Source organism: Marinobacter sp. SS13-12 (assembly GCF_030227115.1).
Taxonomy (GTDB): Bacteria; Pseudomonadota; Gammaproteobacteria; order Pseudomonadales; family Oleiphilaceae; genus Marinobacter.
This window is the reverse complement of sequence record NZ_JASSUA010000001.1, coordinates 2618102-2642572: the sequence shown is the minus strand read 5'-3', so window position 1 is coordinate 2642572 and position 24471 is coordinate 2618102. Positions and strand designations below refer to the sequence as shown.

Sequence of the window (24471 nt, the reverse complement as noted above, 5' to 3'; positions counted from 1 at the left end):
AGCGGAGCCCAAATGAGCGACACCCTCGATACGCTTGAAAACATTACCTACGACGAACTTCAGGAAGGCGACTCTGCAACCTTCGTAAAGACACTGACAGAAGACGAGCTGGTGCTCTTTGCGGCGGTATCGGGCGACGTTAACCCATTGCATCTGGATTCCGAATTTGCCGCCGACTCCGCGTACCATGAGCGTATTGCTCATGGCATGTGGAGCGGTTCGCTGATTTCCGCTGCCCTGGCCACCGTGATGCCGGGACCAGGCACCGTCTACCTGGAACAGAGCCTGACGTTCAGACAGGCAGTCAAAGTGGACGATACACTTACGGTAAACCTGAAAGTGCTTAGCAAGGGGCGACGGAACCGCGTGACCCTGGCCTGCGACGTTCGTAACCAGAACGATGAGAAGGTAGTCACCGGTGAAGCCAAAGTAATCGCTCCCACCCAGAAAGTGTCCCTCAGCAAACCCCGGCTACCCAAGATTACCATTGAACGCTAGCCCGGCAGAAAGTCGATGGGGAATCTCACCGTGCGGGATTCCACATCGTCTTCACCGAAGTTGAACAGGCGTACCCGTGTGGCGATACGCTGTTCCAGACTGTCGTTGTTCAGCTCGGAACTCACCACCTCGCAGCGGGACACCGAGCCATCCGGCTCGATCACCAGCTCCAGCATCAGCTTGCCTTCCAGGGTCGGGTCCTGCCTCAGCTCCCTTCGATACAGCGAATAAAGCGCGGTTTTCTGGGCATCAAATACCTGGCGAATATTGCTCATGGCACGTTTGCCTGGCCCGGAATCCGGCGCGGGTGCCGGCTCGGGCGCCGCTTCCTGTGCCACCTCAACCTCTCGGACTTCGTGGCCGGCAACCGCAACGTCGGCTTCCGGCGCCGATTCCCGGCTCACGCCACCGCTGCCTGCCAGAGCCGTATCCGGGTCGGCTTCGGCACCGAACAGGTCTCCCGGCCTGGCATCACCTGCCGCCTCGACGTTGGCGGAGAGGGTTTTCACCCGGTCAGGCTCTGGCGTGCGCATGCTGGCAAGCTGGTCCTTCATCGCCAACAGGCCTGAGCGGGACGCGGTTTCGCGGGCCTGCTCCACGGTCTGTTTCGGCTCTGTCCGGGCGGGCTCCGGTGGCGGCGTTTCTTCGATCGTCTCGGCCACTGATTGCGCAGGAGCGTCCGGTTCCGGCGCCTCCGGTTCTGCCGGTTCGGGCTCAGGTTGCGGTTCCGGCTCCGGCTCCGGCAAAGACACCGGCTCTGGTGGATCGGGCTGCTCCACCAGTCTGGCCAATTGGGGTGGTATTTGCTCCGCTTCGCTGCGTTCCGGTTCGGGAAGATTCATGGCCGGAATCAGGAATGCCGGCGGCAGAAAAACCGCGACCATAACCAGCAAAGCCAATACGAATCGGCGGTTTTCACCTTTCTCCGCGCCCCAGGGCAAGCCGGAAGGCAGGTTCTGACGGTCAGCCACTGCCCACCTCCTTTGTTGACTCCACCGCGAGCCGCACCTGCCGGAAATCTTCGTCAATACAGGTCTGCATGATCTTTCGAAGCAGTCGGTAATCCGTCGAACGGCCGGCCATAATGGTTACCTCATGCCCCTGCTCCGGCACCTCTCCCCTGCGATTCCTGACCCACGCGAGCTCTTCGGCCAGCCCGCCAATGGTTTTGTCGCCAGTCTCGATGCTGTCCAGTGTGGCCACTTCACGGCCCTGAACCAGAATAGACCGGCCAATCACCTGAACCATCATGGATTCCACTGCGTCGTTCTCTGCAGTGGATTCCGGCAAAGGTACATCAGCCGTATTCTGCATCACCTTCACGTCGGAGGAGCTCACCATCAGAAAGAACACCAGAATAGTGAAGATATCCATCAGCGAGACCAGGTTCAGGCCACCGGGCCGATGCATGCGCCCGTAGTGGCGCTGCATCCGGCGGGCGCGACGGGATGTTTTCATACGCCCTCCCCGGTATCCGACAGTGCCCGGTTTTCAGGAGCGTCAGCCAGGGCAACATCCGGAAACAGCTCTCCTTCCACCACGCTGGCGGCTACTACGGCCTGGTAGGAACGAAGCGTGTCCATGGTTGTCACCAGTGTCTGGTAATCGATCTCCGGGCCGACCTCAAGGACGATATCCGTCTTGTCCGGCACCCGTTGCTTGACCTGTTTCAGGGTTTCCCGCAAGCCGTCGAAATCCTGCTCACCTTCCACCAGTGGCAGCGTCCGGATGACGCCGCGCTCGCTGTCCAGCACTTCCAGTCCGTCCGGTATCAGGGCAACCACCAGCCGCAACTCGTCGGCCTCCGGTGCCTCACCGGCTTCCATGCCCGGGAAGTTCAGCTCAATCATCCGGATCTGGCTGAACACCATGCCCAGCAGCAAAACCGGTACCAGCACGATCATAAGATTCAGGAACGGCGTGATGTCCAGTTCCGGATTGCTGGCGAGCCTGCGATGCTTTCGTCTCATACTGCGAAACCCCGGCTCAGGCGGCGGATTGCTTTGGTGAGGGCGACGTCTGCTCGGAAATGATGTTCAGCAGCTTCACACCGGCCATCTCGAAACTGTCGACAATCTCGTTGGTGCGGGTCTGAAGCAATGCATGGAACATCAGCAACGGAATCGCCGACATCAGCCCGAAGGCGGTGGTGTTCATGGCCACGGAAATGCTTTCCGACAACAAGGACGCCTTCTGTGACGGGTCCGCGGCGGCGACCGCCGTGAAGGCGGCTATCAGGCCGATGATGGTGCCAAGCAGTCCCAGCAAGGTGGCAATATTGGCCAGTGTGGCCAGGTACTGGGTGCGTTTCTCCAGTCGCGGCAACACTTCCATCAAGCCCTCTTCCATGGCGTATTCAACATCTTCGCGGGGATGATTATTGAGCAGCCGACCGATACCGGCACTCATGATAGAAGCGATAGCACTGTCGGAATTGCTGGCCGCTTTCATGGCACGCTGGTAGTCCCGCTTACGCAGCAGCGGCAGTATGCCTTTCTCGAACGCCAGGCGGTTTCGCCGCCGCACCGAAGCGAGATAGACAAAACGTTCAATGGTGATCGCCAGGCCGACCGCCAGCACAAGGGCGATGGGGTACATGAAGGGACCACCTTCCTGAAAAAATCGAACAACAGTTTCCAGCATATTCAGACTCCCGTTTCTACTGCAGGGACAGCGTGGAATCCAGGGACGGATTCAGCGTTTCACGAAATTTCCGGTGACGCTCCAGCGTCAGCGGATCCTTGGGTTCAAGCAATTCTTCATTACCTGCCTCCAGCTCTGCCCGCGTCCGGCGTGGCAGGGTGGGTGGCTGCCAGGGCAGGATATAGAGCACGCCCGGGTCGTCATCGCCGGTATGGCGGGTGATACCCTCCACCGAGAGCGCTACGGTGTCACTTTCTGTCGCAACAGCCTGTGACGGAAGTGTTGCCAGAAGCGCAATCAGTCCGGCTACTGCCAGCAAGGGGGATTTGCTCATTTACTCGACCCTCCTTTCCAGGTCCGCAATCCAGCCGGCCACCTGTTTGCCTTCGGCATCGGCCAGTTCGCTGTAACGGCGGTAATGGCGTAGTGCGGTATCCAGGTCGAGCAGGTAAAGCTCCGAGATAATCGCCAGGTTGTAATGCAGCTCTTCGGTGTCCGGCGAATGCTCCAGCCCTTTTCGCAACATCGATGCTGCCTCGCCAAAGCGCCCCTGCTCCCGCAACAGTAACGCCAGGTTGTTGGCCGTCATGGCATTGCCGGGGTCCAGGTTGAAAGCCTGCCGGTACCGAGCCAGGGCCTCTTCAGTCTTGCCCTGCTGCTGCGCCTGCCATGCCTGGCGGGCGAGCTCGCCGGCCTCGGCGCTGCTGTCCACAACAGGTTCGGGCTCGGGCTTACTGGCACAACCGGTCACCAGCACAGACAGGCAGAACATCAACACCAGGGAGCGAACCGCATCAGGCACCATCGTTAGACTCCTCATTCCATGTCATCCAGCGAACGTCCCGGTCATAACGGCCGGGGAACAGCTTTGCCAGCACCTGAAGACTTTGCTCGACCCAGTGGTCAAACTCACCATCGGCCAGCCGTTGATGATTCTGCGCGTGCAGCTTGATGGCTTTCTCCTCGAACGGATACGCCTCTTCCTCAAGCAGCATCTGGTACTGCATGGCTTCCAGCTCGTTCAGGTCCGCTGGCGCTTGCGAGGCAATCAGGTCCTGAGCCATTACCCGATAGAGCTCGGCCCGCCGGAAGAGAATTTCTGAGCGCAAGGCATCGCCACCCAATTGTTCGGCCTGTGCCAGACGCTCCCGGGCCGATTCCAGTGCCTGCTGTTTTTTCTCAAGCGATGGCCCCAGGGGATGTTGCAGTGCCACGCCCGCAAATTGCGCCGCTTCGCCCTCACCCAGCACCATGGCTGCCCTGCCGGCCCAGGCCAGGGTGTCGTCCGAGTGCCAGCGGCTGGCCAGTTCCTGTTCCACCAGTTCAGCGCGATACCGGCGTGGTTCAACGTCGGCCTCGATCAGGCGCTGGCGCATGGTCTGGTTGCGGATATGGGCGCCGGAATCCGGCGGTGCAAGAGCGGCTTCGGCACCGTTGAGCCAGGCCACGTAAATCCGGTTGCGCCGGTTATGGGCGTTGGCCTGGTGGTAAAGCTCCGCAGCTCTGAGCTGGCGTTCCCAGGCTGGTGCTTCCGCCCCTGCTCCGGCCATCAGCTCGTCTGCGGCTCGAACTGGTTGTTCTGAAGACTGGTAGGCGAACACCAGTTTTTCGCTGACCGTACTGGTGAGTTCATGGTTCGGATAGTCAGCACGGAAACGGTTCAATTCATTGATCGCAGCCTGCCAGCGATCCGCCTTCAACAGGGTATTGGCGGCGTCGTAACGGCCCTTGACGGCAATATCCGACCGCGGGAGGACGGATTCCACCCTCTGGAAATGGGCAACTGCCTGATCCGTTCTACCCTCCTTGGCGGCCTGTTCCCCCTGATAGTAGATACTGCTCGCCAGTTGGCGCTGCAGGCTTTCTGTGTCTCTGCCCTGATTATCCGGAAGCGCGCCGGACTCCAACAGCGCCAGTGACTTGCGCCAGGCGTTTTCAGCCAGGCCGAAAGCCCCCCCGGCAACAAACGCCTCACCAGCAACCAGCCAGGCACTGTAACGCGCCTGGCCCCCGGCGGCCGGATGGGCAATGGCCGCCTCGGCAAAGCGCAGAGCATCATCGTGACGCCCCTGCGCCAGTAACCGGTTAGCGATATCGGCATTCAGCCCGGGCAGGCGCGGGTCATTCGCAAAGGCTTCAGCAAAACGCTCTGCTTCAAGCGCCAGATCGTCCAGTGTGGCGCTCAGGGCATATCGGCTGTCCAGTGCTCCGCGCTGGAGTACAACAGCGGCCCACGCGGCATCTCCAGCGCCCGGATATCCGTTGGTGTCATAAGCCGCCTGCCGGAATCCGGTCAGTGCATCCCGGTACTCGCCAGCCTGCAGGAAGGCATCGCCGGAGAGCCGGAGCACTTCACCGGGCTCGGTAAGCCGTGGAGCCAGCTGGCGGTAGTAATCCGCGGCGAGGCTGAATTGCTCACGCTTACGCTCACCCGCGGACTCCTCCGCCTGGTCATAATGGTAGTCTGCCAGCGACCGGCTGAACGACTGCCAACGCTGGCGATCGGAATCGGCAAGTGCCTGGTACCGGTCGTTCTCTGAAAACATTGTCACGTAATCTGCCCGGGCTTCCCTGGCTCGGCCTGCCCGTCCGGCCATGAGCCATACATCCACATTCTGGGCAAGAAACGCAGGCGCAGCCGGGTGGTTGTAGTGCTCATCCACAAAACGCCGGTTGACGGTCACGCTGTCCTCATAACGGGCGTTGCTGGCGTAGTAGTCGGCAAGCCGGTCATAAAGCAGGTAGGCATAGTCCCTGCCGCCGGCGTTATCCAACCATTGAGCCAGTGAATTCGCGCCCCGGGCGTCCGCCGCCATCAGGGCGATTATCCGGAAGGTGTCCTCCACCAGTTCGGCATCATCGGTGGGAATCCGTCGAAAGCTGTCCGTTTCACCGCTGAACCTGTCCAGTACGGCCAGAAACGTTTCCCCGGCTCTTTGCCATGCGGAAGGACCCTGCTTGTACTGGCTCCAGCCCTGCATGTAACGAGCCTTGGTCTTGAGGTTTTCTGCGCCATATCCCGAGATAACACGACTATATTCAGACTCCGCCACCGCATAGTCACCCGCCGAGAATGACGCTTCAGCAATCCGGAAACGGGCTTCCGGCACAAGAGTCGACGAGGGATAAAGACCGACAAGCTGGCGCAGGCGATCAATGGACTCTTCCGCCTGACCGGTATAGGCATGGGCTTTCGCCATCTGGTAAAGCAACTCATCAAGCCGGCCCTGATAGGAGCCCCGGTCCAGGATGGATTCGTAGCTGTCCAGAGCCTGGCGGTACACCTGCTGCTCTCTCTCATCGTCGAAACTGACGTCTTCACCGGTGACTTTCTGGATGTTCGATAACCGGTTCAGGGCATCAATCCGCACCTCGGGCTCGTCGGAATTATCGAACAGGCGTTGGTAGCGCCGGGCCACTTCCGTGGGAGAGATTGCCGGCATGGGGCGGGTTTTGAATTCGAGGAAGACCGGCCGCATGTCGCCGATGGTTTCTCCATCGCGCCCCAGCTCTACCCGGAAGGATTCCTGGGCCATAGCCTTCACGCCGGGCAACGACAGGGTCACGGCCAGGGAAACGATCAGCAGGCGTCTCATGGCTCACCCCGTTTGATGTTCTGCAGGGCAAGGTATTCGTACAGGTGGGCAATCTGCTGTTCGGTGCGGTCCAGGGCAAACGCCATGCGGTCGTCCTGGTCTTCCACATAGGCAAGCGCAATCTTGTCGAGGGCTTCTTCCGCCTCAGCCTGCAACCGGGTGGTCCGGCCTCGAATCCCTCTTACCCGTTCCATAGCCCGGTCGGTCCGGGCCAACAACTCGCTCAGACGGCGGTCCTTTGCTGCAAGCCTCTGATCCAGCTTCCCAAGGGAGGACTTCAGGTCTGCCAGGGTACTGGCGGCGCCTCGTAACGCCTCCTTCTGTGCAACAGACGTCGCACGTTCGTTCAAGGCAGCAATTCGCTCCGACAGCGCCTCGATCTGATCGTTGTAGCGAGCGCCGTTAGCTGTGGAATTGTCAGCGGGCCCAAGGCGCTCCCGGATGGCCCGGCGGAAGACCGCGAGGCTGTCTTCACGTTGGGCAAGCTGTTGGCTGACCTGTTCCAGTTCCGCCACGCGGTTGACGGCTTCCTGGGCCCGGGCCTGTTCCATGAATCGCAGCAGATAGGCCGTTCTTGGCTGGGTCAGTGTCCGGCTGTCCGCCAGGAACCACTCAGCGTTGGAATCCCGGGCATCTCTGACCAGTGCCTGGTAGGCGCCCTTGTCGCGAATCTGGTCTGCCAGCTTCCGCAGGGTTACCCGTTCGCTCTCGAACGAGGCGTTGGCAGCCAGATAGGCCTCCCCGGCCTGACCAAGATAACCGGAAAGATCGTACCCACGCCCGGTCCCCAGCCAGGCATTGGCAACACCCGGATAGGCCAGCGGATACTTTTTGGCGCGATGCCAGGACTGCATGGCTGCTCGCTGATTACCGTTCGCTGATAGCGCCAGGCCGCGGAGATACAGGCCCTGGGGTGTGCTGTAACTCTCAAGGGGCACCTTTTCCAGAAAGCTGATGGCCTTGTCGTGGTCTTCGTGCATGTGCGCAAGATGGCCTGCCCGCACCAGAAGGCGACTTCTGAGTTCCTCGCTGCGCCGGGTGTCGGTGTCTTCTTCCGACATGGCCAACGCCACCCGTAGCGCTACCAGTGCCCGGGACGGGTTCAGGTCCCGCTTGCCGTAATCAGCGGAAATATTCATGTAGCCCAGGGCCGACCAGTAACCGGGCTCCATGGCGGCGAGCACCTGCCCGGCCCTGTCGGTTTGATCCGCTTCGCGGTGGAGCTCGGCCAGGCGATACAGTGCCTGCTGCCGTGTCTCGCCGTGGGCAAGTCTGGCTGCGGTTTCAAGATAGTTCCCCGCCGCTTCTTGCTCGCCGCTACTCGCCGCCAGGTCAGCCAGCAAAAGGGCCGCCTGGCCACGATAGTACTGCCCGGCCAGAAGTTGTTCGAGTAACCTCCGGGCGTTGTCGCCATTACCGGTAACCATCAGCGCTCTGGCGCGAACGAGCTGGTCCGTTTCAGTGGACAGGTTCCGGGTATAGCGCAAGGCGGCCGCCGGGTCCCCGGAGTCCAGAACGAACCTGGCCAGACCGCTGAGCAATCGAGCTTTGTCATCACTCACAGGGCTTGCTGGCACTGGCATGCAGGCCAGCGCGAGGATGATAAAACCAGTGAATCTAACGAGCCGGGGTTGCAACGCCATCATTTCGTCCTACTTCCATTCCTGAAACGAAACAACCGGTTCGAAATCGGGGGCCCGGGCATCCAGCGTCATCTGGAGTCGGGATTCGCCAGGGCGCTTGCGGAAATCGTGAGTGACTTCCCGGCGAACGAATCGCTCATTTGCAGAGCGGGCGGTGAGCACCGCTTTCAGCTGATGGGCTCCGTGGGGGAGGTTACCGATGTAGAGGCGCTGGACACCGCCCTGTTTGAGCGAACCGCGCTCTCGCTCGGTATAGAGGTGTGAGGCTACTGGCGTGCCGTTGAGGTACAACTCCACCGTGTCCAGCTCAAGCCCTTCCCGATCCTTGAGTGTCAGGAAAACTGCCACCTGCGTATCGGCGGGATAAAGCACGTCTTCTTCCAGCTCATAAAGACTCTGGCTGAGATCCGCCACGTCGGCTTTCAGGCGATCTATCTCGCTGTCCAGCGTGTCGGCGAAGGCCTCTTGCCCGAAGGGGACAGCCAGGGCCATGAACAAGGCCGCCACAGTGGCCAGTGTCCCGCCGAATCCGCGCTCAACCAGCTCTGTTACCTGCGCCATAACCTGCTCTCCGGCAACCATACGCTTCCTGCCTCTTGCAATCTTCTGTAACAATCCGGAAGAAAGAGTAACACTTGGTAACAGGCAAGAACGGTATCCAGATCACCAATTGGGAATCCGAAAGCGTCGGTTTTTTTGACAGGGAAGAAACAGGGGGGAGTGTCACGTTACGCCATGACCCATGCCGCAATGACTATATGATTGATTTATAATATTATTAATTACATGGCCCTGGACTTGCAGGTACTGAGGTGCGGGGAAGCTACGATAGCTATCCCGTTTGATATGCCGAGCTTAGCCGATGCCCTCAACCGCATCGGCTTTTTTTATTTGCTCAACTGTTTCATGGCCGATTCCAGGCCTTCAATGGTCAGCGGGTACATGTGGTCATTCACCAGTTGCCGGGTCATGCCCAGTGAGCCACCCTGCCCCCAGTAATTCTCTGGCAGCGGGTTAATCCACACGACCTTGCGGAAATGTTCGGTGATTCGCTGGAACCATGTGGCCCCCGCTTCCTCGTTCCAGTGCTCGATGGAACCGCCCGGGTGCGAAATTTCATAGGGCGCCATGGTGGCATCCCCTACAAAGATCACCTTGTAGTCCGGGGTGTACTTGTGAAGGATGTCCCAGGTACTGGTGGTCTCGTTCATGCGGCGAACATTGTTCTTCCACACGCTCTCGTAGACGAAGTTATGGAAGTAGAAGTATTCCATATGCTTGAACTCCATCCGCGCGGCGGAGAACAGCTCTTCGCACACCCGCACGTGGGGATCCATGGAACCGCCCACATCGAAGAAGATCAGCACCTTGACCGCGTTGTGCCGCTCGGGAACCATTTTCAGGTCCAGGTAGCCGGCATTGCGGGCGGTGGAGCGGATGGTATCGTCCATATCCAGCTGGTCGGCAGCGCCCTGGCGGGCAAATTTCCGCAGCCGACGCATGGCCACCTTGATATTGCGAATGCCGAGGGTGACGCTGTCATCCAGATCCTTGAACTCGCGCTTTTCCCAGACTTTCACCGCACGGCCGTGACGGCCCTTGTTCTGGCCAATACGGAAACCTTCGGGGTTATAACCGTTAGCACCAAAGGGTGAGGTGCCACCGGTACCGATCCACTTGTTGCCGCCCTGGTGCCGCTCCTTCTGCTCTTCCATGCGCTTCTTGAAGGTTTCGATCAGCTCTTCCAGGCCACCCAGGGAATCGATCTTTGCCTTGTCTTCCTCGGACAACTGCTTTTCAAATTCCGCCCGCAGCCAGTCGTCGGGAATCAGTGCTTCCATCAGGTCGTCGAGGTTTTCAATACCCTCGAAATAGGCCTGGAATGCCCGGTCAAACTTGTCGAAATGGCGCTCGTCCTTGACCAGGCACACCCGGGCCAGATAGTAGAATTCTTCCATATTGGCGAAAGCCAGCCGGTTCTGCAGGGCTTCCAGCAGATCGAGGAATTCACGCAGGCTGGCGGGGACCTTTGCGCGCCGGACTTCGAGAAAAAAATCAATCAACATACAGTGTTGCTCTTGCCGGATTTCAGCTGCGACGACGGGCCATGAAGGCCAATTTCTGCAACAGGTGGACATCCTGCTCGTTCTTCACCAGGGCGCCATAAAGCGGTGGCAAGGCGGAGCTGGTGTCCTTTTCCTGCAACATTTTGGCAGACAACTCGTCCGCCATCAGCAGTTTCAGCCAGTCGATCAGTTCGGACGTAGACGGTTTTTTCTTCAGCCCCGGCACCTTGCGCACATCAAAGAACACTTCCAGCGCATCCCGTACCACCTGTTGCTGCAGGGCCGGGAAATGCACATCCACAATGCTCTGCATGGTGTCGTGGTTCGGGAAGCTGATGTAGTGGAAGAAACAGCGGCGCAGGAAGGCATCCGGTAGCTCTTTTTCGTTGTTGCTGGTGATCACGATGATTGGACGGTGTTTCGCGCGCACAAGCTTTTGCGTCTCGTAGACGAAGAACTCCATGCGGTCGAGTTCCAGCAAAAGATCATTCGGGAACTCGATGTCCGCCTTGTCGATCTCGTCAATCAGCAGCACCACCTGTTCCTCAGACTCGAAGGCTTCCCACAGCTTACCCTTGACGATGTAGTTGCCGATGTCCTTGACCTTCTCGTCCCCGAGCTGGGAATCCCGCAGGCGGGAGACCGCATCATACTCGTACAGGCCCTGCTGGGCCTTGGTAGTGGACTTGATGTGCCAGGGAATCAGGCGCATACCAAGGGCAGCGGCCATCTCTTCCGCCAGCAGGGTTTTACCAGTGCCGGGTTCACCCTTGATCAGTAACGGCCGTTGCAGCGTGATGGCTGCATTGACCGCCATTTGCAGGTCGTCAGTGGCTACGTATTTCTCGGTACCGGTAAACTTCATGCTGTCAGTATCCTGTTCAATTAACGATTAAACGGCTGTTTGAAATGAGCGCTCAAGTATAAAGAACCGAAGCCCTTCTGATAAGGGTCAGTTACTTTTTCCCCTTGTCAGGCTCATCGTCATCGTCGAGCAGCCCCTTTTCCTCATCAGTATCCGGCAGATCGTCAAATTCGGACAGGTCAAAATCCTCAAGCCCAAACTCGTCGTCCTCTTCTTCCGGAAGGGCGTCGTCTTCCTGCCCGGGCTCTGGTTCAGACTCGCTCTCCGTCTCCGGTTCAGGTTCGTCCACTGTGGCATCAGCGACAGGGATCTCTTCCTCGGGCACTTCCTCTTCAGGCTCGGGCTCGGGCTCGGGCTCTGGTTCCGGCTCCGGTTCAGCAACAGCCAGAGGTATATCGTCGTTACTCTCCGGTTCGGTTTCAGCCGGCTCATCCGGGACTATCACGGGAGGCTCTTCCCCGGATTCAGCCTTTTTCCGGCGCATGACCAGGAACACCGCACCGGCGATCACCAATACGCCCAGGCCGCCAGCCGTCGCGATTATCCAGAAAGGCAGTCCGGCGGGTTCTTCAGGCTCTGCGGATGGTTCCGGATCAGCTTCTTCTACCTGGGTGATATCGATTGGCCCGTTATCGGCAACGGGTTGCTCTGCCACTGCTGGCTCTGGTTCCGGCGCTGGCTCAGGCTCTGGTTCCGGTGCTGGCTCCGGTTCCGGTGTTGGCTCTGGCTCAGGCAGTGCCTCGACAGGCTCGGCTGCAACTGCTGCCTCTGCACCCTCGGGTAATACAAAACGGGTCACGGCACTGAACCGCCGCGAGAACGTCTGGCCGTCGGCGACGATATCCAGCTCGTATTCGCCCTCATCGGGGAGCCGGGGGATATCGTCGGTGTAAACACCGTCTTCAGGGACTTCCTCTCCGGAGAGCGTCTTGGTGCCACTGCGGCCATCGTCCGAGGTCAGCGTCAGATGAACGTCAATCACCCCGAGAAAATCGGCATTATCGATTTTCTGGTCGTCTTCGAAGAAAGCCACACGCACGGCTATCGGCTCATCCGTTGTGAACGTGGGCGGCACCGGGCTGACAACCATTCGCAGGTCACTGACAACCGTGACCCGGCTGCCCTCACCCAATTCACCGTCAATGTGCCACTGGCCTGCGGCCGGGTCGGTAACGGTGATCAGGTCATACTCGGTTTCCCGTACCCAGCGCATGCCATCGGGCACCGATTCAGAGGTCGCTTCCGTCCCGTCCGGGCTGATCAGTCCAAGCTCACGAGTGGCAGCGGGCTCTTCATCGGCGCGAAAAATCAGTGCCGTGAACTCCTCAACGCCTTCATCCACCTTGAAGCTATCGCCCTCAATGGGAATCTGCTGTTGAGGAACCGCCGTGTTCAACGCCTTCAGAAACGCGCGGGTCAGGGCGTCCGCGGAGGGTGCCAGGGAGTAACTGCCACCGGTTTCTGCCGCGAGCGACTCAAGCAGCACCAGATCCGCCTCCTCTGACAGTGCAACGGTGTGGATGGTGGCACCACGGCTGTTCAGCGCTTCCAGCAGGGGGCCAAGAATGTTCTTCCGCTCCTTTTCGTTGGCGTCAGCATCGCTGGCAATATCCACCTTGCCATCGGTCAGCAGGATAAAGTCGGTATTGTCCAGGTCATCACTGCCTGACAGGTAACGGTCACTGGCCACGCGCAGGGCTTCGCCAAGATTGGTTCGCAGGGCAACGGAATTGATCTGCCCCGAGCGGTCGATGGCCTGTTCTCGCCAGCCATCGGTAACCTCGTCATGGGGAACCAGCATGTTGACGTACTGGCCGAAGGTCCACACCCCTGCACTCGAGCCTTCCGGCAGCATTCGTGCCAGCAGCCGGACCGCTGGCTGGCGCAGATTGTCGGGATCGTTGGCTTTCATGGAGCCGGAAATATCCACGATAATGCGGATATCGGCATTCTCAGGCAGTTCGAGCGGGGGTGTCTGGACAGGTGCCTGTTGGGCAGACACCGCGAAAGGCAGGCTGACAAAAGCGACAAACAGACAATTCAGAAGTCTTCGCATCAGGGCTCCACGCGGGTTGTCAGTAAAGGACGGCTTCAGCGTTTCACCAGCCGGTATCTCACCAGGTCAAGTATCCACACCAGCAGCATGGCCGCGGAGGCGATGCCGAAATTCAGGAAGGCACGCGCGGCTTCGCTGGCGTCGCCCAGAATGGTTTCGTAACCACCGTGCAGCCACGCCGGTATCCACCAGTTAGCGACCTCGGCCGATTCCACCGGTGTCAGGAAGACGACAACCAGGGCTGCCTGAAGCAACGTGCGGATGGCGTAAACCGGAATAATGCGGAACAGTCGCCCCATCGTGTAGAAGAAAACCACAAAGGCGACTGCGTACAGGGCCCAGAAAATTCCGTAAGCGAGGTTGGTTTCTGCGTCTATCATTAAAGGATCCAGTGAATAATGTGTTCTTCCCAGTCTTGCTCTGCCACATCGGCCTCGGACATAACCCGGTGGCGAACCGACATGCCGGCGTCATGCACCGTTTGCGGGTCGCCCGAACGCAGCGGGTGCCAGTCCGCCAGCGGGCGGCCTTCGGCCAGTGTACGATACGCGCAGGTAAATGGCAGCCAGTGGTAATCGCCCAGTGACTCCGGGGTCAGAACCGTGCAGGCCGGCACTTTCTGCAAACGTTCGGAATACACCGTGCACTGGCAGGTGTCCTGGTCCATGTAGCGACAGGCGAGCTCCGTATAGTAAACATCGCCGGTGTCTTCGTCTTCCAGCTTGGCCAGGCAGCATTTGCCGCAACCGTCGCACAGGGATTCCCATTCTGCAGGCGTCATCTCGTCCAGGCGCTTGCGCTGCCAGAACGGAATCTCCGCAATCATTCCCGGCTCTGCTCCGGCTTGCGGCGGAAGTCCACCACATAGCCGCTGCTCTCTTCCGGCATCTGCAGGAAGAAATCCTTGTCCGCGATGGCATCCAGTACCTGCTTGCCAGAGGTGCGCGCGAGTTTTCGCTCCGGTGTCATGATCAGGTCCATGGAATGGACCGGCTTACCAAAGATCTCCCGCAGGCTGTCAGGCAATTCATCCCAGACCTGGCCACGGCGAACATAGAGGTAGGTGTCCATTTTTTTGCTGCTGCGAAACACCGATACAAAGGTTTTTCCGGTCATGATGTCAGTAATTCCTCGATTTGTTCCCGCACCGGCGCCAGGGTTTCCCGGCGCCAGCCTTCATCAAACAGCCCGGCAGACAAATCCCTCTGGCTTACCACCGCCTCGAGGCGCTTGCGCGGGGCCAGCAATTCCACGGGAATATCCCGGGCTTCGGCTGCCTGGACCATCTGGCGTTTGACCTGCTTGTAAAACATCTGCTGGTCCCGGCTCAGTGGCGGGGTAATGGTTTCTATGCCGGAATTGTCAGCGGAGGCAGCATTCGCCACCAGCTCGATGATCTTATCACCATAGCGGCGAACCACCGCAGATGGAACGCCCTGAATCGAGGACAGTTCCCGCACCGATTTCGGCAGCTCCTGGGCAATGGCGATCAACAACGGATCAGCCACCACGCGGCCCCTGGGTCGGTCACGGTGCCGTGATTCGTGCTCGCGCCAACGTACCAGATCCCGAAGCACACCCTGCTGCTGGCGGCTCAATGTCCATCCACCACGCAGCTTGAGGTAATGGTGGTCCGGGTCATCCTGGGCCGCAAGTTCCCTGGAGAACCGTGTCGATTCTTCCTGAAGGGCCTCTTCAAGGCCGCGTTCCCGCAACTTCGCCATGACCCAGTGATACATCGGCACCAGAAAACGCACGTCGTCCAGCGCATAACGCTCCTGGGCTTCCGAAAGCGGGCGTGAAACCCAGTCGGAACGGGTAGCGGATTTATCAAGGGTTTCCCCGAACAGGGTTTCCACCAACCGGGCGTAACCCACGGAGAACCCGGCGCCGGCCAGCGCCGCGCCAATCTGCAGATCAACCAGCCCTTCCGGCTCCAGTTGCAGCCAGTGACGGAAGAGCTCAAGGTCTTCACTCATGGCATAAAGCAGCTTGGGAACGTCCGGATCTGTCAGAATACGGCGGAATCCCCCGGAGGCCTCTGCTACCGAAGGGTCCACCAGACAGAAGCTTTCTCCCAGCCCCAGCTGAACCAGGCCCGGAATCGGGTAGAAGGTATTCACCCGCTCGAATTCGGTATCCAGCGCCAGGGGCTCGCCTTTTCCTTCCGCAATCCAGCGGTCCAGTTCATCGGGCTCCCGTATCCAGGAAACAGTCTCGGGAGCCGCGGGAACGAGTGCGGCCGGGTTGGTAGCGTCCATAGTAAAAGCCAGGTCAGGTTTATTCAGTCAGGGGTTTGCGGCCGCGAAAAGCGTGAGTCAGGGTGAAGCCATCCACGTAGCCCAGCTCACCACCCACCGGAATACCATGGGCAAGGCGAGTAATGAGAATGTTGCTGCCATCCAGCCTGTCGGCAATGTAGTGGGCCGTAGCCTCACCCTCCACCGTTGGATTGGTGGCCAGGATCAGCTCCGTTACGCCTTCATCATAGATCCGCCTGAGCAGGCGTTCGATGCCGATTTCCTCAGGGCCAACGCCATCAATGGGCGACAGATGCCCCATCAACACAAAATAACTGCCACGGTAGTCACCCGCCTGCTCGATGGCCAGCAGGTCCGACGGGCTTTCCACCACGCACAGGGTGCCATTCCGGCGATCGGGGTTTTCGCAGATATTGCAAGTGGGAGTGTCGGCGAAGTTCTGGCAGCTCTCACACCGGCGGACGCCGGTCATGGCCCGCTCCAACGCGTCGGAGAGCCGCGAGCCACCGGAGCGTCCGCGTTCAAGCAGGTGAAACGCCATGCGCTGAGCTGTTTTCTGACCGACACCAGGCAGACAGCGGAGCGACTCCACCAGCTCGTCCACCAACGGACTAAAAGCCATCAGCAATCCTCATCAGAACGGCATTTTAAAGCCCGGGGGCATGCCCATACCGGACATCATGCCGGACATTTTTTCTTTCTGGTTTTCTTCGACACGGCGGACGGCGTCGTTAATAGCCGCGGCCAGAAGATCCTCCAGGATCTCCTTGTCTTCACTCAGCAGCGAGGGATCAATGTCCACTTTTCGCACATCGTGACGACCGTTCATGGTCACTTTCACCAGGCCTGCTCCGGACTCGCCGGTAATCTCCGCCTTGGCAGCCTCTTCCTGGGCCTTTTTCATCTCTTCCTGCATCTGCTGGGCCTTTTTCATCAGATCGCCCATATTTTCCATCATCTTCACCTTCTCCAGATTTGGCTCAAGAGTGCCTGACGCATCGCTACGCCCGCACTCGTTACCCTTTTGCCTGCTGCGGCGGCCGGATACTGTCTTCGACTACCCTCGCCTCAAATCGTTCAACAATAGACTGCACCGCCGGATCATTGCGAATAGCCTCTTCCGCCGCCTTCTGGCGAGCACGGCGCTGGCGCTCTTCCCAGGCTGCCGGAGTTTTGCCACCGGCATCGCCCTGCTCTATACGCAGGGTTATGGTGTCACCAAACCGATTCCTCAATGCCTCGAGGATTTTTTCTTCATGGCGCGCGTTCAGCAGGCGGGCGTGGCCTTCGTCAATGGTCAGTACGATCTCATCGCCATTGCGGCTCATGGCGGCGTTGCTGGCCAGGTTGCCTGGCATGCCGACAATGCCCAGACTGCGAAAATGCTGTTCCCAGGCGAACTCTCCGGTAGCCGGCAGATCCTCGCTAATGTCAGTCTGAGGCTCCTCAACACTAGCGGGCTCCGCTACTGGCTCGGGGACATAATCTTCTTCACCGGGTGACTCAGACGCTGCGGACTCGGCAGCCACATCAAGGCTTGCCAACCAGGCATCATCGGCTTCCACTGGCGGAGGGCCAGCCTCCGGTTCCTCAGCGACGGGTTCGGGGCCGACCTCTTCGGGCATAGCCTGTTCAGGGGCAGCGTGTTCGACGACTGGTTCTGAGCGCTGCGGCTCTGAGTGCTGTGCCTCTGAGTGCTGTGGCTCAGGCGCGGCAGGGCCAGGTTCGGGGTCTTCCCGTTGTTCCTGCCCGGACGACGAACCACCGGATGCAATCGCGGGCGGCTCCCGGCGATCGGCACCGGGCCGGAATGCCAGCATGCGCAGCAGCGTCATCTCGAAGCCCATGCGGGCGTCGGGCGTTACCGCCAGGTCTTTACGGCCCATCAGGGCAGCCTGGTAAAACAGCTGCGCGTCTTCCGCACTCAGCCGGCGCGCCAGGGATTCCACCTGGGCTGCATCCCCAAGGGCGTTGTCGACACTGCCCGGCACCACCTGCTCCATGGTCACGCGGTGGAACAGGGAGAGCAGGTCCGCCAGTATCACGCTGTAATCCGGTGCGAAATCGGAAATGCGGCTGATTTCGGAGAGCAGCGCCGGCCCGTCGTTTTCCACCAGTGCGTTGACCAGCTTCTCGATGTCTCTCTGGTCAATAGTACCAAGCATGTTGCTGACATCACTGCCACTGAGCTTCTGGTTACCGAACGCAATGGCCTGGTCCGTCAGGCTCAGGGCATCGCGCATGCTGCCATCGGCGGCACGGGCCAGCAGCCACAGGGCGGGCTCTTCAAAAGGGATACCCTCCTGCGTCAGCACATGGCGCAAGTGCCCGGCAATATGCTCCGGCGTCATCCGTTTAAGGTTGAACTGCAGACAGCGGGACAGAACGGTGACGGGCAGCTTCTGGGGGTCTGTGGTGGCCAGCAGGAACTTGACGTGCTCCGGGGGCTCTTCCAGGGTTTTCAGAAAGGCGTTAAAGGACTGGTTGGTCAGCATGTGCACCTCGTCAATGAGGTACACCTTGAAACGGCCACGGGACGGCGAATACTGCACGTTATCCGTCAGCTCCCGCATGTCATCCACACCGGTACGGGAGGCAGCGTCGATTTCAATCAGATCGACAAAACGGCCTTCCTGGATTTCCTGGCAACTGGAACAGGTGCCACAGGGGGTGGCGGTAACGCCAGTTTCGCAGTTCAGGCAGCGGGCCAGCAGGCGACCGATGGTGGTCTTGCCCACCCCGCGAGTACCGGTAAACAGATAGGCGTGGTGCAGCCGCTGGTTATCCAGGGCGTGAATCAGTGCCTGGAGCACATGCTCCTGGCCGACCATATCTTCAAATGTACGGGGGCGCCACTTACGGGCAAGTACCTGGTAGCTCATGTTCTGCCAACTGCCGTTAAAAATGGGTTTAACCATAGCACGGTCATGGTGTCAGAAGAAGTCGATAACGGACGATCAAGACGGGATAAAAGGGGGAATCTGGGGGTGACTCCACCAGCGACACTCCGGCACACAAGTCCACCGCTTCGGCTGCTCCCTTCCGGGCCTGACCGGGTTCACGGTTTATCGTTGCGGAGGCACCAATGGAGCCACCATAACGGGCTTAAGGGCTAAATCCCCGAAAGCGGCGCGCATATTAGCAAAAGGGTTCCGGCACTACAATGATAATGACACTACAACGGCAACGGCACTTCGTCACAACGAAACCAGCAGGCAATGCTGTACCGGGTACGATTGGCCGGCAGCACCTCGTGAGGAACTTCCTCGCTCATGAACAGGGCCATATGCCCATCCCAGGGTACCACCGTGCCACAGACTTCATCGTTGTTCTCGCGATTGTAGATCTGCAACGCACCGCCGTCAGCTTGCTCCCAGCCTTCGTTCAGGTACAGCACCAGGCTCACAACCCGCGACGCCCTGCCCTGAAAACTGTCCACATGGCGGCGGTAGAAATCGCCCTCGTGGTAGGTGGCGTAATGGGCCTCGAATCGTTTGAGGCCCAGGAACAGCCGTTGGTTCAGCCCGACCCGAACAGACTCGAAAAAGGCAAACAGATCCGCCTGTACCGGGGTTACGCCCTGGAGCCAGGCAATCTTGTCACGACGCACGGACCGGTCCCGAAGCAGATCGGAGCCACGGCCCACCCCAGCCTTGCGCAAGGCCTCTGTACGGTCCAGTATCTGAACCTCACTGTGTAGACCACCCAATAGATCCGCCCCCAGACGGAACGACACATTCTGGCTCATCCAGCCGTGTTCGGTCAGGCCATCGGCAAGCTCATCAAGCCACAGGTCGCTGACGACCGGGGCTGGCTCACTGTGTGAAAGAATGGGCGTGACAAACTGGTTACTCATTGAACAGACTCCGGCCGGGACCGTCGATTTTAGGCCGGTTTCTCGCCGTAAAGACAGTTTTAATTTACCCTGACCGTAAGGAAATGCCGTAACACTCAAACGCCATCGTGAAGTCACGATGAAAAGCAGTAACGAGGCACCAAGTGACACTAAAACCCGGGCACTGGTCATTCACCCGCTGGGCAACCGTCGGGCAGCTGGAAGCCATTGAAGTGCACCACCCCCAGTTCCGCGCCCGCCTGTTTCTGCAGGGCGCCCAACTCACCCGATTTGCGCCCCGTGATGAAGCGGACTGGCTCTGGCTCAGTGACACGGCCCGCTATGAACCGGGCCGGGCCATTCGTGGCGGAATCCCCGTGTGCTGGCCATGGTTCGGTGTCCCTGACAGGAATCCACCGGAAGTACGGCGGCGGATACTGACTGACGCCTCCCATGGCTTTGCCCGCACCGCCGTGTGGAAACTCGAAGATGTACGCGAAACGGCTCAGGAAGTGGAAATCAGCCTGTCCCTGGATGCCAACACCGATTTTGCCGATGCGTGGCAGGGGCGTGCGCTTTTGTTGATGACATTCAACTTCTCGGCCGATGGATGCCAGATTGTGCTGAGCACCACCAACCCCGGCGCAGAACCTCTCGCCTTCAGCCAGGCGCTTCACACTTACCTGCCGACTGCGGATATCGGGCAGACCTGGATCGAGGGACTGGAGAACTGCGGGTACGTTGATTCCCTGAAGGACTGGAGCTACCACACCCAGCAGGGCCCCGTGCAGTTTGAGGGTGAAACCGACCGCATCTATGAAAGCGGCGCGCCATTGATCGTCTCTACCCCGGCGGGAAGCCGGAAACTGACCGCCATCGGCAGCGACTCCACCGTGGTGTGGAACCCCGGCCCGGAAAAGGCCGCAAGGCTATCGGATTTTCCGGATGATGCCTGGCAGTCCATGCTCTGCGTCGAAAGTGCCAATGCTCTCAGTGATTATCGCGTTCTTAATGAAGGCCAAAGCCATACCCTTGGCGTTATGATTGGTCGGGTTTAAAAAACAGGGAGCCCACATGGGTCTAGCATCGTTTCTGAAATCCAGGCTGATACCGGCGGAGCTGGACAGCCACATCAATCGTATCCGCAAGCCCATTGGCTCGCTCGGATATGATCCCTGGGGCTATAACAACGAGGTGATGAAGGTCGGCTTCTCCCTCACCCGCCAGATCTATGAGAAATATTTCCGGGTGGAAGCCACAGGCGTTGAAAAAATACCGGCCGAAGGCCCCGTTCTGATCGTGCCGAACCACAGCGGCCAGTTGCCGATTGACGGGCTGCTGATTGGTTACGCCCTCGCCTCCCGCGAGAAAAATCCCCGCATTCCCCGGGCAATGATCGAGCGCTTTTTCCCCACCGTGCCGTACCTTGGCAACCTGCTGAACGAGTTTGGTGCGGTACTGGGCGACCCCACCAACTGCGCCAAGATGCTGGCCAATGGCGAGGCGGTGATTGTGTTCCCGGAGGGCGTTCGCGGCTCCGGTAAACTGTATCAGGACCGCTATCAGCTCAAACGGTTCGGTAACGGCTTCATGCATCTGGCAATGAAATACAAGGCTCCCATTGTGCCGGTTGGCGTGGTGGGCTGTGAGGAAACCATCCCAGCCATCGCTGACATCAAGCCCCTGGCACGGCTACTGGGCATCCCCTATGCGCCCCTTGCCATGCCCGTGGTGTTACCTGCCAAGGTGCACCTCAATTTTGGCGACCCGATGATGTTTGACGACCTGGAGATCCCGGAAGAACAGGTTACCGAGCGGGTGGAACAGGTAAAAGCGGCAATCAGCGAGCTGATTGATACCGGGCTGAGCGAAAGGAAAAGGCTGTTCTGATGGACGAACAACGCAGACCACACATTCTTGTTACCGGTGCCGCTGGCGCCCTGGCGCAACAGGTGATCGACCGCCTGCGGGAAACCTGCAACCTGGTCGCGGTGGATTTCCGTGAGCAGGTCTACCTGGGCGACGACATTCCCAGCTACTGCATCGACTTCAACAAGCGCTCGTTCGAGGATCTGTTCCGGCGCTACAAGTTCGACGGCATCATCCACCTTGGCCGCATCATGTCCAGCCAGCTCACCCGTATGCGCCGCTATAATGCCAATGTACTGGGCACCCAGAAGCTGCTGGACCTCAGCCACAAATACAACATCAAGCGCATGGTGGTTTTATCCACGTTTCATGTCTACGGCGCGGTGGCCTACAACCCGGCACTGATAGACGAAGAGGCGCCACTGAAAAGCGCCGGCCTGAGTGCAGACCTGATCGATTCCGTAGAACTGGAAAACCTTGCCAACATCTACCTCTGGCGCTACCCGGACCTGAACATCACCATTCTTCGGCCCTGCAACATCGTCGGCCCCGGTGTACGCAACTCCATCAGCACCCTGCTGGGCATGGAACGGGCGCCCGTACTGGCCGGCTTTTCACCGATGATGCAGTTTATCCATATCGACGATATGGCCGATGCCATTGTGCTGGCCTACAACAAGCCCCAGCGAGGCATATTCAATGTGGCGCCGGAAGACTGGGTGGCCTATCAGCACGCTCTGAAACTTTGCGGCTGCAAGCGAATCCCGATACCGTCCATTCCACCCATATTGCCGAGACTGATACTCCGCACCCTGAACCTGCGAAGTTTTCCTTCGTATCTGATGCACTTTTTCAAGTATCCTGTCGTGATTGACGGCAGAGCGTTCGCCCGGGAGTTCAATTTCACCCCCAAGCGGCCGCTGAAAGAAATATTCCGGTTTTACCGCGAGAATAAAAAACCGGTGTAAGTAATGGCGCATAACGCAGGACGCGAGCCATGTTGGACGATTTCAGCCTGATCAGTCATGCCACGGCAGCCATAGCCTATGGGCTGCTTGCCGCGGTTATTGCCACACGATACCTTCGGCGGGATATCGACCGCTCGTTGCTGCTGGCTTCCCTGGTGACCATGATCTGGGCCGGCTCGCTGATTACCCAGAGCCTCTGGGGTGAACCCGGATTTTTCATCCGCTACATGCTGGAACTGTTGCGGGACGCAGCCTGGATCACGGTGCTTTTCGCCCTGCTACGGGACTCCTTCCGCAGCGCCAACCTGGTGGGCCGTCTGCGCCGTATTCTGGCAACGGCCACAGTAACCCTGGTAGTCCTGCTCCTGGGTTCCGGGCTTATGGAATACACCTTCGGACTCACCATTCTCGACGGTAAAACCAAGGTGGTGGGCCAGATCGCCCTCTCCCTGCTGGGTCTGTCGCTGGTTGAACAGATCTGGCGCAACTCGCTGTCGTTTGGCCGCTCGAGCATGAAGTATGTCTGCATCGCGGTAGCCACCCTGTTCGCCTTCGACTTTTTCATGTATGCCGACGCGCTGCTGTTCGGCCAGGTGGCGGACTCCTTCTGGAATGCCCGGGGGCTGGTCAACGCCGCGCTGGTCCCCCTGTTTGCCGTCAACGTTATCAACACCCGGAAACAGCCGGTGGATTTCCAGCTCTCCCGGTCCGCCGTATTCCACGCCGGCACCCTGCTGCTGGCCGGTGCCTACCTGCTCTTCCTGGCGCTGGGTGGCTACTACGTTAAAACGCTGGGCGGCGACTGGGGCGAGGCCCTCCAGGTGCTGTTCCTCACCATTGCCCTGATGTTTCTCGCCACCTTACTGACCTCGCGGCGCGTCAGATCCCGGCTGATGGTATTCATCAGCCAGAACTTCTTCGACTACAAGTACGATTACCGGGAAGAATGGCTGAAAATGACCCGGGAGATGGCCGACCTCAGCGAAAACCCGCCACTGCCTGAACGGGTGATCCGTATCCTCACCGGCCTGGTGGAAAGCAACGCCGGTGCCCTGTGGATACGGGAAGACCACGGGGACTATCTGCTCAAAACCGCTGTAAACCTGGTAACCCCGAAATACACCTCCATTGACGCCAACTCGGAACTGGTGCGGTTTTTCGGAGAACGTGAGTGGATTATTGACCTGCACGAATACCAGAGGGATCCGGTAGCCTACAACCTGCTGGAAATACCCGATTCAATCTCGAAAATATCCGACGGTTGGCTGATTATTCCCCTGTACCTCAGCAACGACCTGTACGGCATTGCCATGATCGGCAATCCCTACGCCCGGGTGGAGCTGAACTGGGAAAACTTCGACCTGATCAAGGTTGTGGCCCGGCAAACCTGTAACCTGCTGGCCCAGGCAGATGCCCAGAACCGACTCTCACGAGCCATGCAGTTCGAGGCCGTGAGCAAGGCGTCCGCCTTTATGGTGCATGACCTGAAAACGCTGATTGCACAATTGTCTTTACTGGTGAAGAATGCCCCCAGGCACCGGGAAAATCCGGCCTTTATTGACGACATGATCAACACCACCGACCACGCCGTTCGCAAAATGTCCAACCTTGTGGACCATATCCGTAAGCCGGCCGACGACACGATGGTGACCGAAGAAGTAGAGCTTCGCGAGGTGGTTACCCACCTTGCGGAGCACTATTCCCGTCGCCAGCCAGCACCTCGGGTTGCCGGCGACCCCGGGAAAATCCATATCAATGCCGACCGGGACCAACTCTGTAGCATCCTCGGACACCTGATACAGAATGCCCAGGACGCCACACCACCAGACGGTGAGATAACCCTGACCCTGAAAACTGCCAGCGGCAGTGTGGTACTGTTTATTCAGGATACCGGGGCCGGCATGACCGAAGATTTCATCCAGGCCCAGCTATTCAAGCCCTTTGAGAGCACCAAGGGGCTGACCGGCATGGGCATTGGTGCCTATCAGGCCCGGGAATATGTGCGTAACGTAGGGGGCAATATCGACGTCACCAGCGAACCCGGGTTGGGCTCGTGTTTTTCAATCCGATTCCCTCTCGCCAGGCCTGTTGAGGAACAGGCGCCTGACGAAATCGCGCCAGAACAAACGTTTACCGGCGAGACAGCGCCAAAGCAAAATGCCAAATAAATG

General features: G+C 59.1%; 25 protein-coding genes and 1 other RNA gene. 5 read left to right on the top strand and 21 right to left on the bottom strand.

Going from position 1 to position 24471, the window contains the following annotated elements; all coding sequences use genetic code 11:
- Positions 1–12 precede the first annotated feature (12 nt).
- Complete coding sequence (locus QPL94_RS12090; RefSeq protein WP_285357603.1) at positions 13–498, top strand: MaoC/PaaZ C-terminal domain-containing protein; 486 nt, start codon at positions 13–15, stop codon at positions 496–498.
- Here QPL94_RS12090 and QPL94_RS12085 read toward each other — a convergent pair.
- From QPL94_RS12085 to QPL94_RS11985, 21 genes are all read right to left on the bottom strand, one after another.
- Positions 495–1469 carry an AgmX/PglI C-terminal domain-containing protein gene (locus QPL94_RS12085; protein ID WP_285357602.1) on the bottom strand — a complete coding sequence of 325 codons (975 nt, stop codon included), beginning with the start codon at positions 1467–1469 and terminating at the stop codon, positions 495–497. The two genes, QPL94_RS12090 and QPL94_RS12085, sit on opposite strands and share 4 nt — an antisense overlap.
- Positions 1462–1956, bottom strand: coding sequence for an ExbD/TolR family protein (locus QPL94_RS12080; RefSeq protein ID WP_137434585.1), 495 nt, complete (start codon positions 1954–1956; stop codon positions 1462–1464). The genes QPL94_RS12085 and QPL94_RS12080 overlap by 8 nt, the downstream gene beginning before the upstream one ends.
- Entirely contained in the window at positions 1953–2468 is a 516-nt protein-coding gene (locus tag QPL94_RS12075) for an ExbD/TolR family protein (protein ID WP_285357601.1), read from the bottom strand. Before QPL94_RS12075 ends, QPL94_RS12080 begins: the two co-directional genes overlap by 4 nt.
- Before the next feature lie 16 nt (positions 2469–2484).
- Entirely contained in the window at positions 2485–3141 is a 657-nt protein-coding gene (locus QPL94_RS12070) for a MotA/TolQ/ExbB proton channel family protein (protein ID WP_285357600.1), read from the bottom strand.
- Positions 3142–3157: 16 nt separating this feature from the next.
- Positions 3158–3475 carry a hypothetical protein gene (locus QPL94_RS12065; protein WP_285357599.1) on the bottom strand — a complete coding sequence of 106 codons (318 nt, stop codon included), beginning with the start codon at positions 3473–3475 and terminating at the stop codon, positions 3158–3160.
- Complete coding sequence (locus tag QPL94_RS12060; RefSeq protein ID WP_285357598.1) at positions 3476–3961, bottom strand: tetratricopeptide repeat protein; 486 nt, start codon at positions 3959–3961, stop codon at positions 3476–3478. It abuts the gene before it with no gap.
- Positions 3936–6737 carry an outer membrane protein assembly factor BamD gene (locus QPL94_RS12055; protein WP_285357597.1) on the bottom strand — a complete coding sequence of 934 codons (2802 nt, stop codon included), beginning with the start codon at positions 6735–6737 and terminating at the stop codon, positions 3936–3938. The genes QPL94_RS12060 and QPL94_RS12055 overlap by 26 nt, the downstream gene beginning before the upstream one ends.
- Positions 6734–8299: a hypothetical protein gene (locus QPL94_RS12050; protein ID WP_285357596.1), complete on the bottom strand. Its 1566-nt coding sequence runs from the start codon at positions 8297–8299 to the stop codon at positions 6734–6736. The genes QPL94_RS12055 and QPL94_RS12050 overlap by 4 nt, the downstream gene beginning before the upstream one ends.
- A 90-nt stretch (positions 8300–8389) precedes the next feature.
- Positions 8390–8941, bottom strand: a complete 552-nt coding sequence (locus QPL94_RS12045; RefSeq protein WP_285357595.1) for an AraC family transcriptional regulator — start codon at positions 8939–8941, stop codon at positions 8390–8392.
- A 326-nt stretch (positions 8942–9267) separates the two neighbouring features.
- A complete protein-coding gene (locus QPL94_RS12040) occupies positions 9268–10446 on the bottom strand; it encodes a vWA domain-containing protein (protein WP_285357593.1) in 1179 nt (392 codons plus the stop codon).
- A gap of 22 nt (positions 10447–10468) precedes the next feature.
- Positions 10469–11311 carry an AAA family ATPase gene (locus QPL94_RS12035; protein ID WP_285357591.1) on the bottom strand — a complete coding sequence of 281 codons (843 nt, stop codon included), beginning with the start codon at positions 11309–11311 and terminating at the stop codon, positions 10469–10471.
- 91 nt (positions 11312–11402) lie between these two features.
- Positions 11403–13367, bottom strand: a complete 1965-nt coding sequence (locus tag QPL94_RS12030; protein ID WP_285357590.1) for a vWA domain-containing protein — start codon at positions 13365–13367, stop codon at positions 11403–11405.
- Positions 13368–13402: 35 nt separating this feature from the next.
- On the bottom strand, positions 13403–13747 hold the full coding sequence (locus QPL94_RS12025) for a hypothetical protein (RefSeq protein WP_285357589.1): 345 nt from the start codon (positions 13745–13747) through the stop codon (positions 13403–13405).
- Complete coding sequence (locus tag QPL94_RS12020; protein WP_285357588.1) at positions 13747–14193, bottom strand: YcgN family cysteine cluster protein; 447 nt, start codon at positions 14191–14193, stop codon at positions 13747–13749. Before QPL94_RS12020 ends, QPL94_RS12025 begins: the two co-directional genes overlap by 1 nt.
- A complete protein-coding gene (locus tag QPL94_RS12015; RefSeq protein WP_285357587.1) occupies positions 14190–14483 on the bottom strand; it encodes a YcgL domain-containing protein in 294 nt (97 codons plus the stop codon). The genes QPL94_RS12020 and QPL94_RS12015 overlap by 4 nt, the downstream gene beginning before the upstream one ends.
- On the bottom strand, positions 14480–15628 hold the full coding sequence (locus QPL94_RS12010) for a ribonuclease D (RefSeq protein WP_285357586.1): 1149 nt from the start codon (positions 15626–15628) through the stop codon (positions 14480–14482). The genes QPL94_RS12015 and QPL94_RS12010 overlap by 4 nt, the downstream gene beginning before the upstream one ends.
- Before the next feature lie 19 nt (positions 15629–15647).
- Positions 15648–16250, bottom strand: coding sequence for a recombination mediator RecR (recR, locus tag QPL94_RS12005; RefSeq protein ID WP_137434599.1), 603 nt, complete (start codon positions 16248–16250; stop codon positions 15648–15650).
- A gap of 12 nt (positions 16251–16262) precedes the next feature.
- Entirely contained in the window at positions 16263–16586 is a 324-nt protein-coding gene (locus tag QPL94_RS12000; RefSeq protein ID WP_285357583.1) for a YbaB/EbfC family nucleoid-associated protein, read from the bottom strand.
- Between the two features lie 58 nt (positions 16587–16644).
- Positions 16645–18510 carry a DNA polymerase III subunit gamma/tau gene (dnaX, locus tag QPL94_RS11995; RefSeq protein WP_285357924.1) on the bottom strand — a complete coding sequence of 622 codons (1866 nt, stop codon included), beginning with the start codon at positions 18508–18510 and terminating at the stop codon, positions 16645–16647.
- 109 nt (positions 18511–18619) lie between these two features.
- Positions 18620–18716, bottom strand: an RNA gene (gene ffs, locus QPL94_RS11990) — signal recognition particle sRNA small type.
- A gap of 87 nt (positions 18717–18803) precedes the next feature.
- Positions 18804–19484, bottom strand: a complete 681-nt coding sequence (locus tag QPL94_RS11985; protein ID WP_285357582.1) for a 2OG-Fe(II) oxygenase — start codon at positions 19482–19484, stop codon at positions 18804–18806.
- Positions 19485–19627: 143 nt separating this feature from the next.
- Between QPL94_RS11985 and QPL94_RS11980 the strand changes: the two genes are divergently transcribed.
- The 4 genes from QPL94_RS11980 to prsK are packed head-to-tail and all read left to right on the top strand — an operon-like array spanning position 19628 to position 24468.
- Positions 19628–20521, top strand: a complete 894-nt coding sequence (locus QPL94_RS11980) for a D-hexose-6-phosphate mutarotase (RefSeq protein ID WP_285357581.1) — start codon at positions 19628–19630, stop codon at positions 20519–20521.
- A gap of 16 nt (positions 20522–20537) precedes the next feature.
- Positions 20538–21353 (top strand): lysophospholipid acyltransferase family protein, encoded by an 816-nt coding sequence (locus QPL94_RS11975; RefSeq protein ID WP_285357579.1) that lies wholly within the window; start codon positions 20538–20540, stop codon positions 21351–21353.
- Positions 21353–22300 carry an SDR family oxidoreductase gene (locus QPL94_RS11970; RefSeq protein WP_285357578.1) on the top strand — a complete coding sequence of 316 codons (948 nt, stop codon included), beginning with the start codon at positions 21353–21355 and terminating at the stop codon, positions 22298–22300. The genes QPL94_RS11975 and QPL94_RS11970 overlap by 1 nt, the downstream gene beginning before the upstream one ends.
- A gap of 29 nt (positions 22301–22329) precedes the next feature.
- Positions 22330–24468 (top strand): XrtA/PEP-CTERM system histidine kinase PrsK, encoded by a 2139-nt coding sequence (prsK, locus tag QPL94_RS11965; RefSeq protein ID WP_285357577.1) that lies wholly within the window; start codon positions 22330–22332, stop codon positions 24466–24468.
- Positions 24469–24471 lie beyond the last annotated feature (3 nt).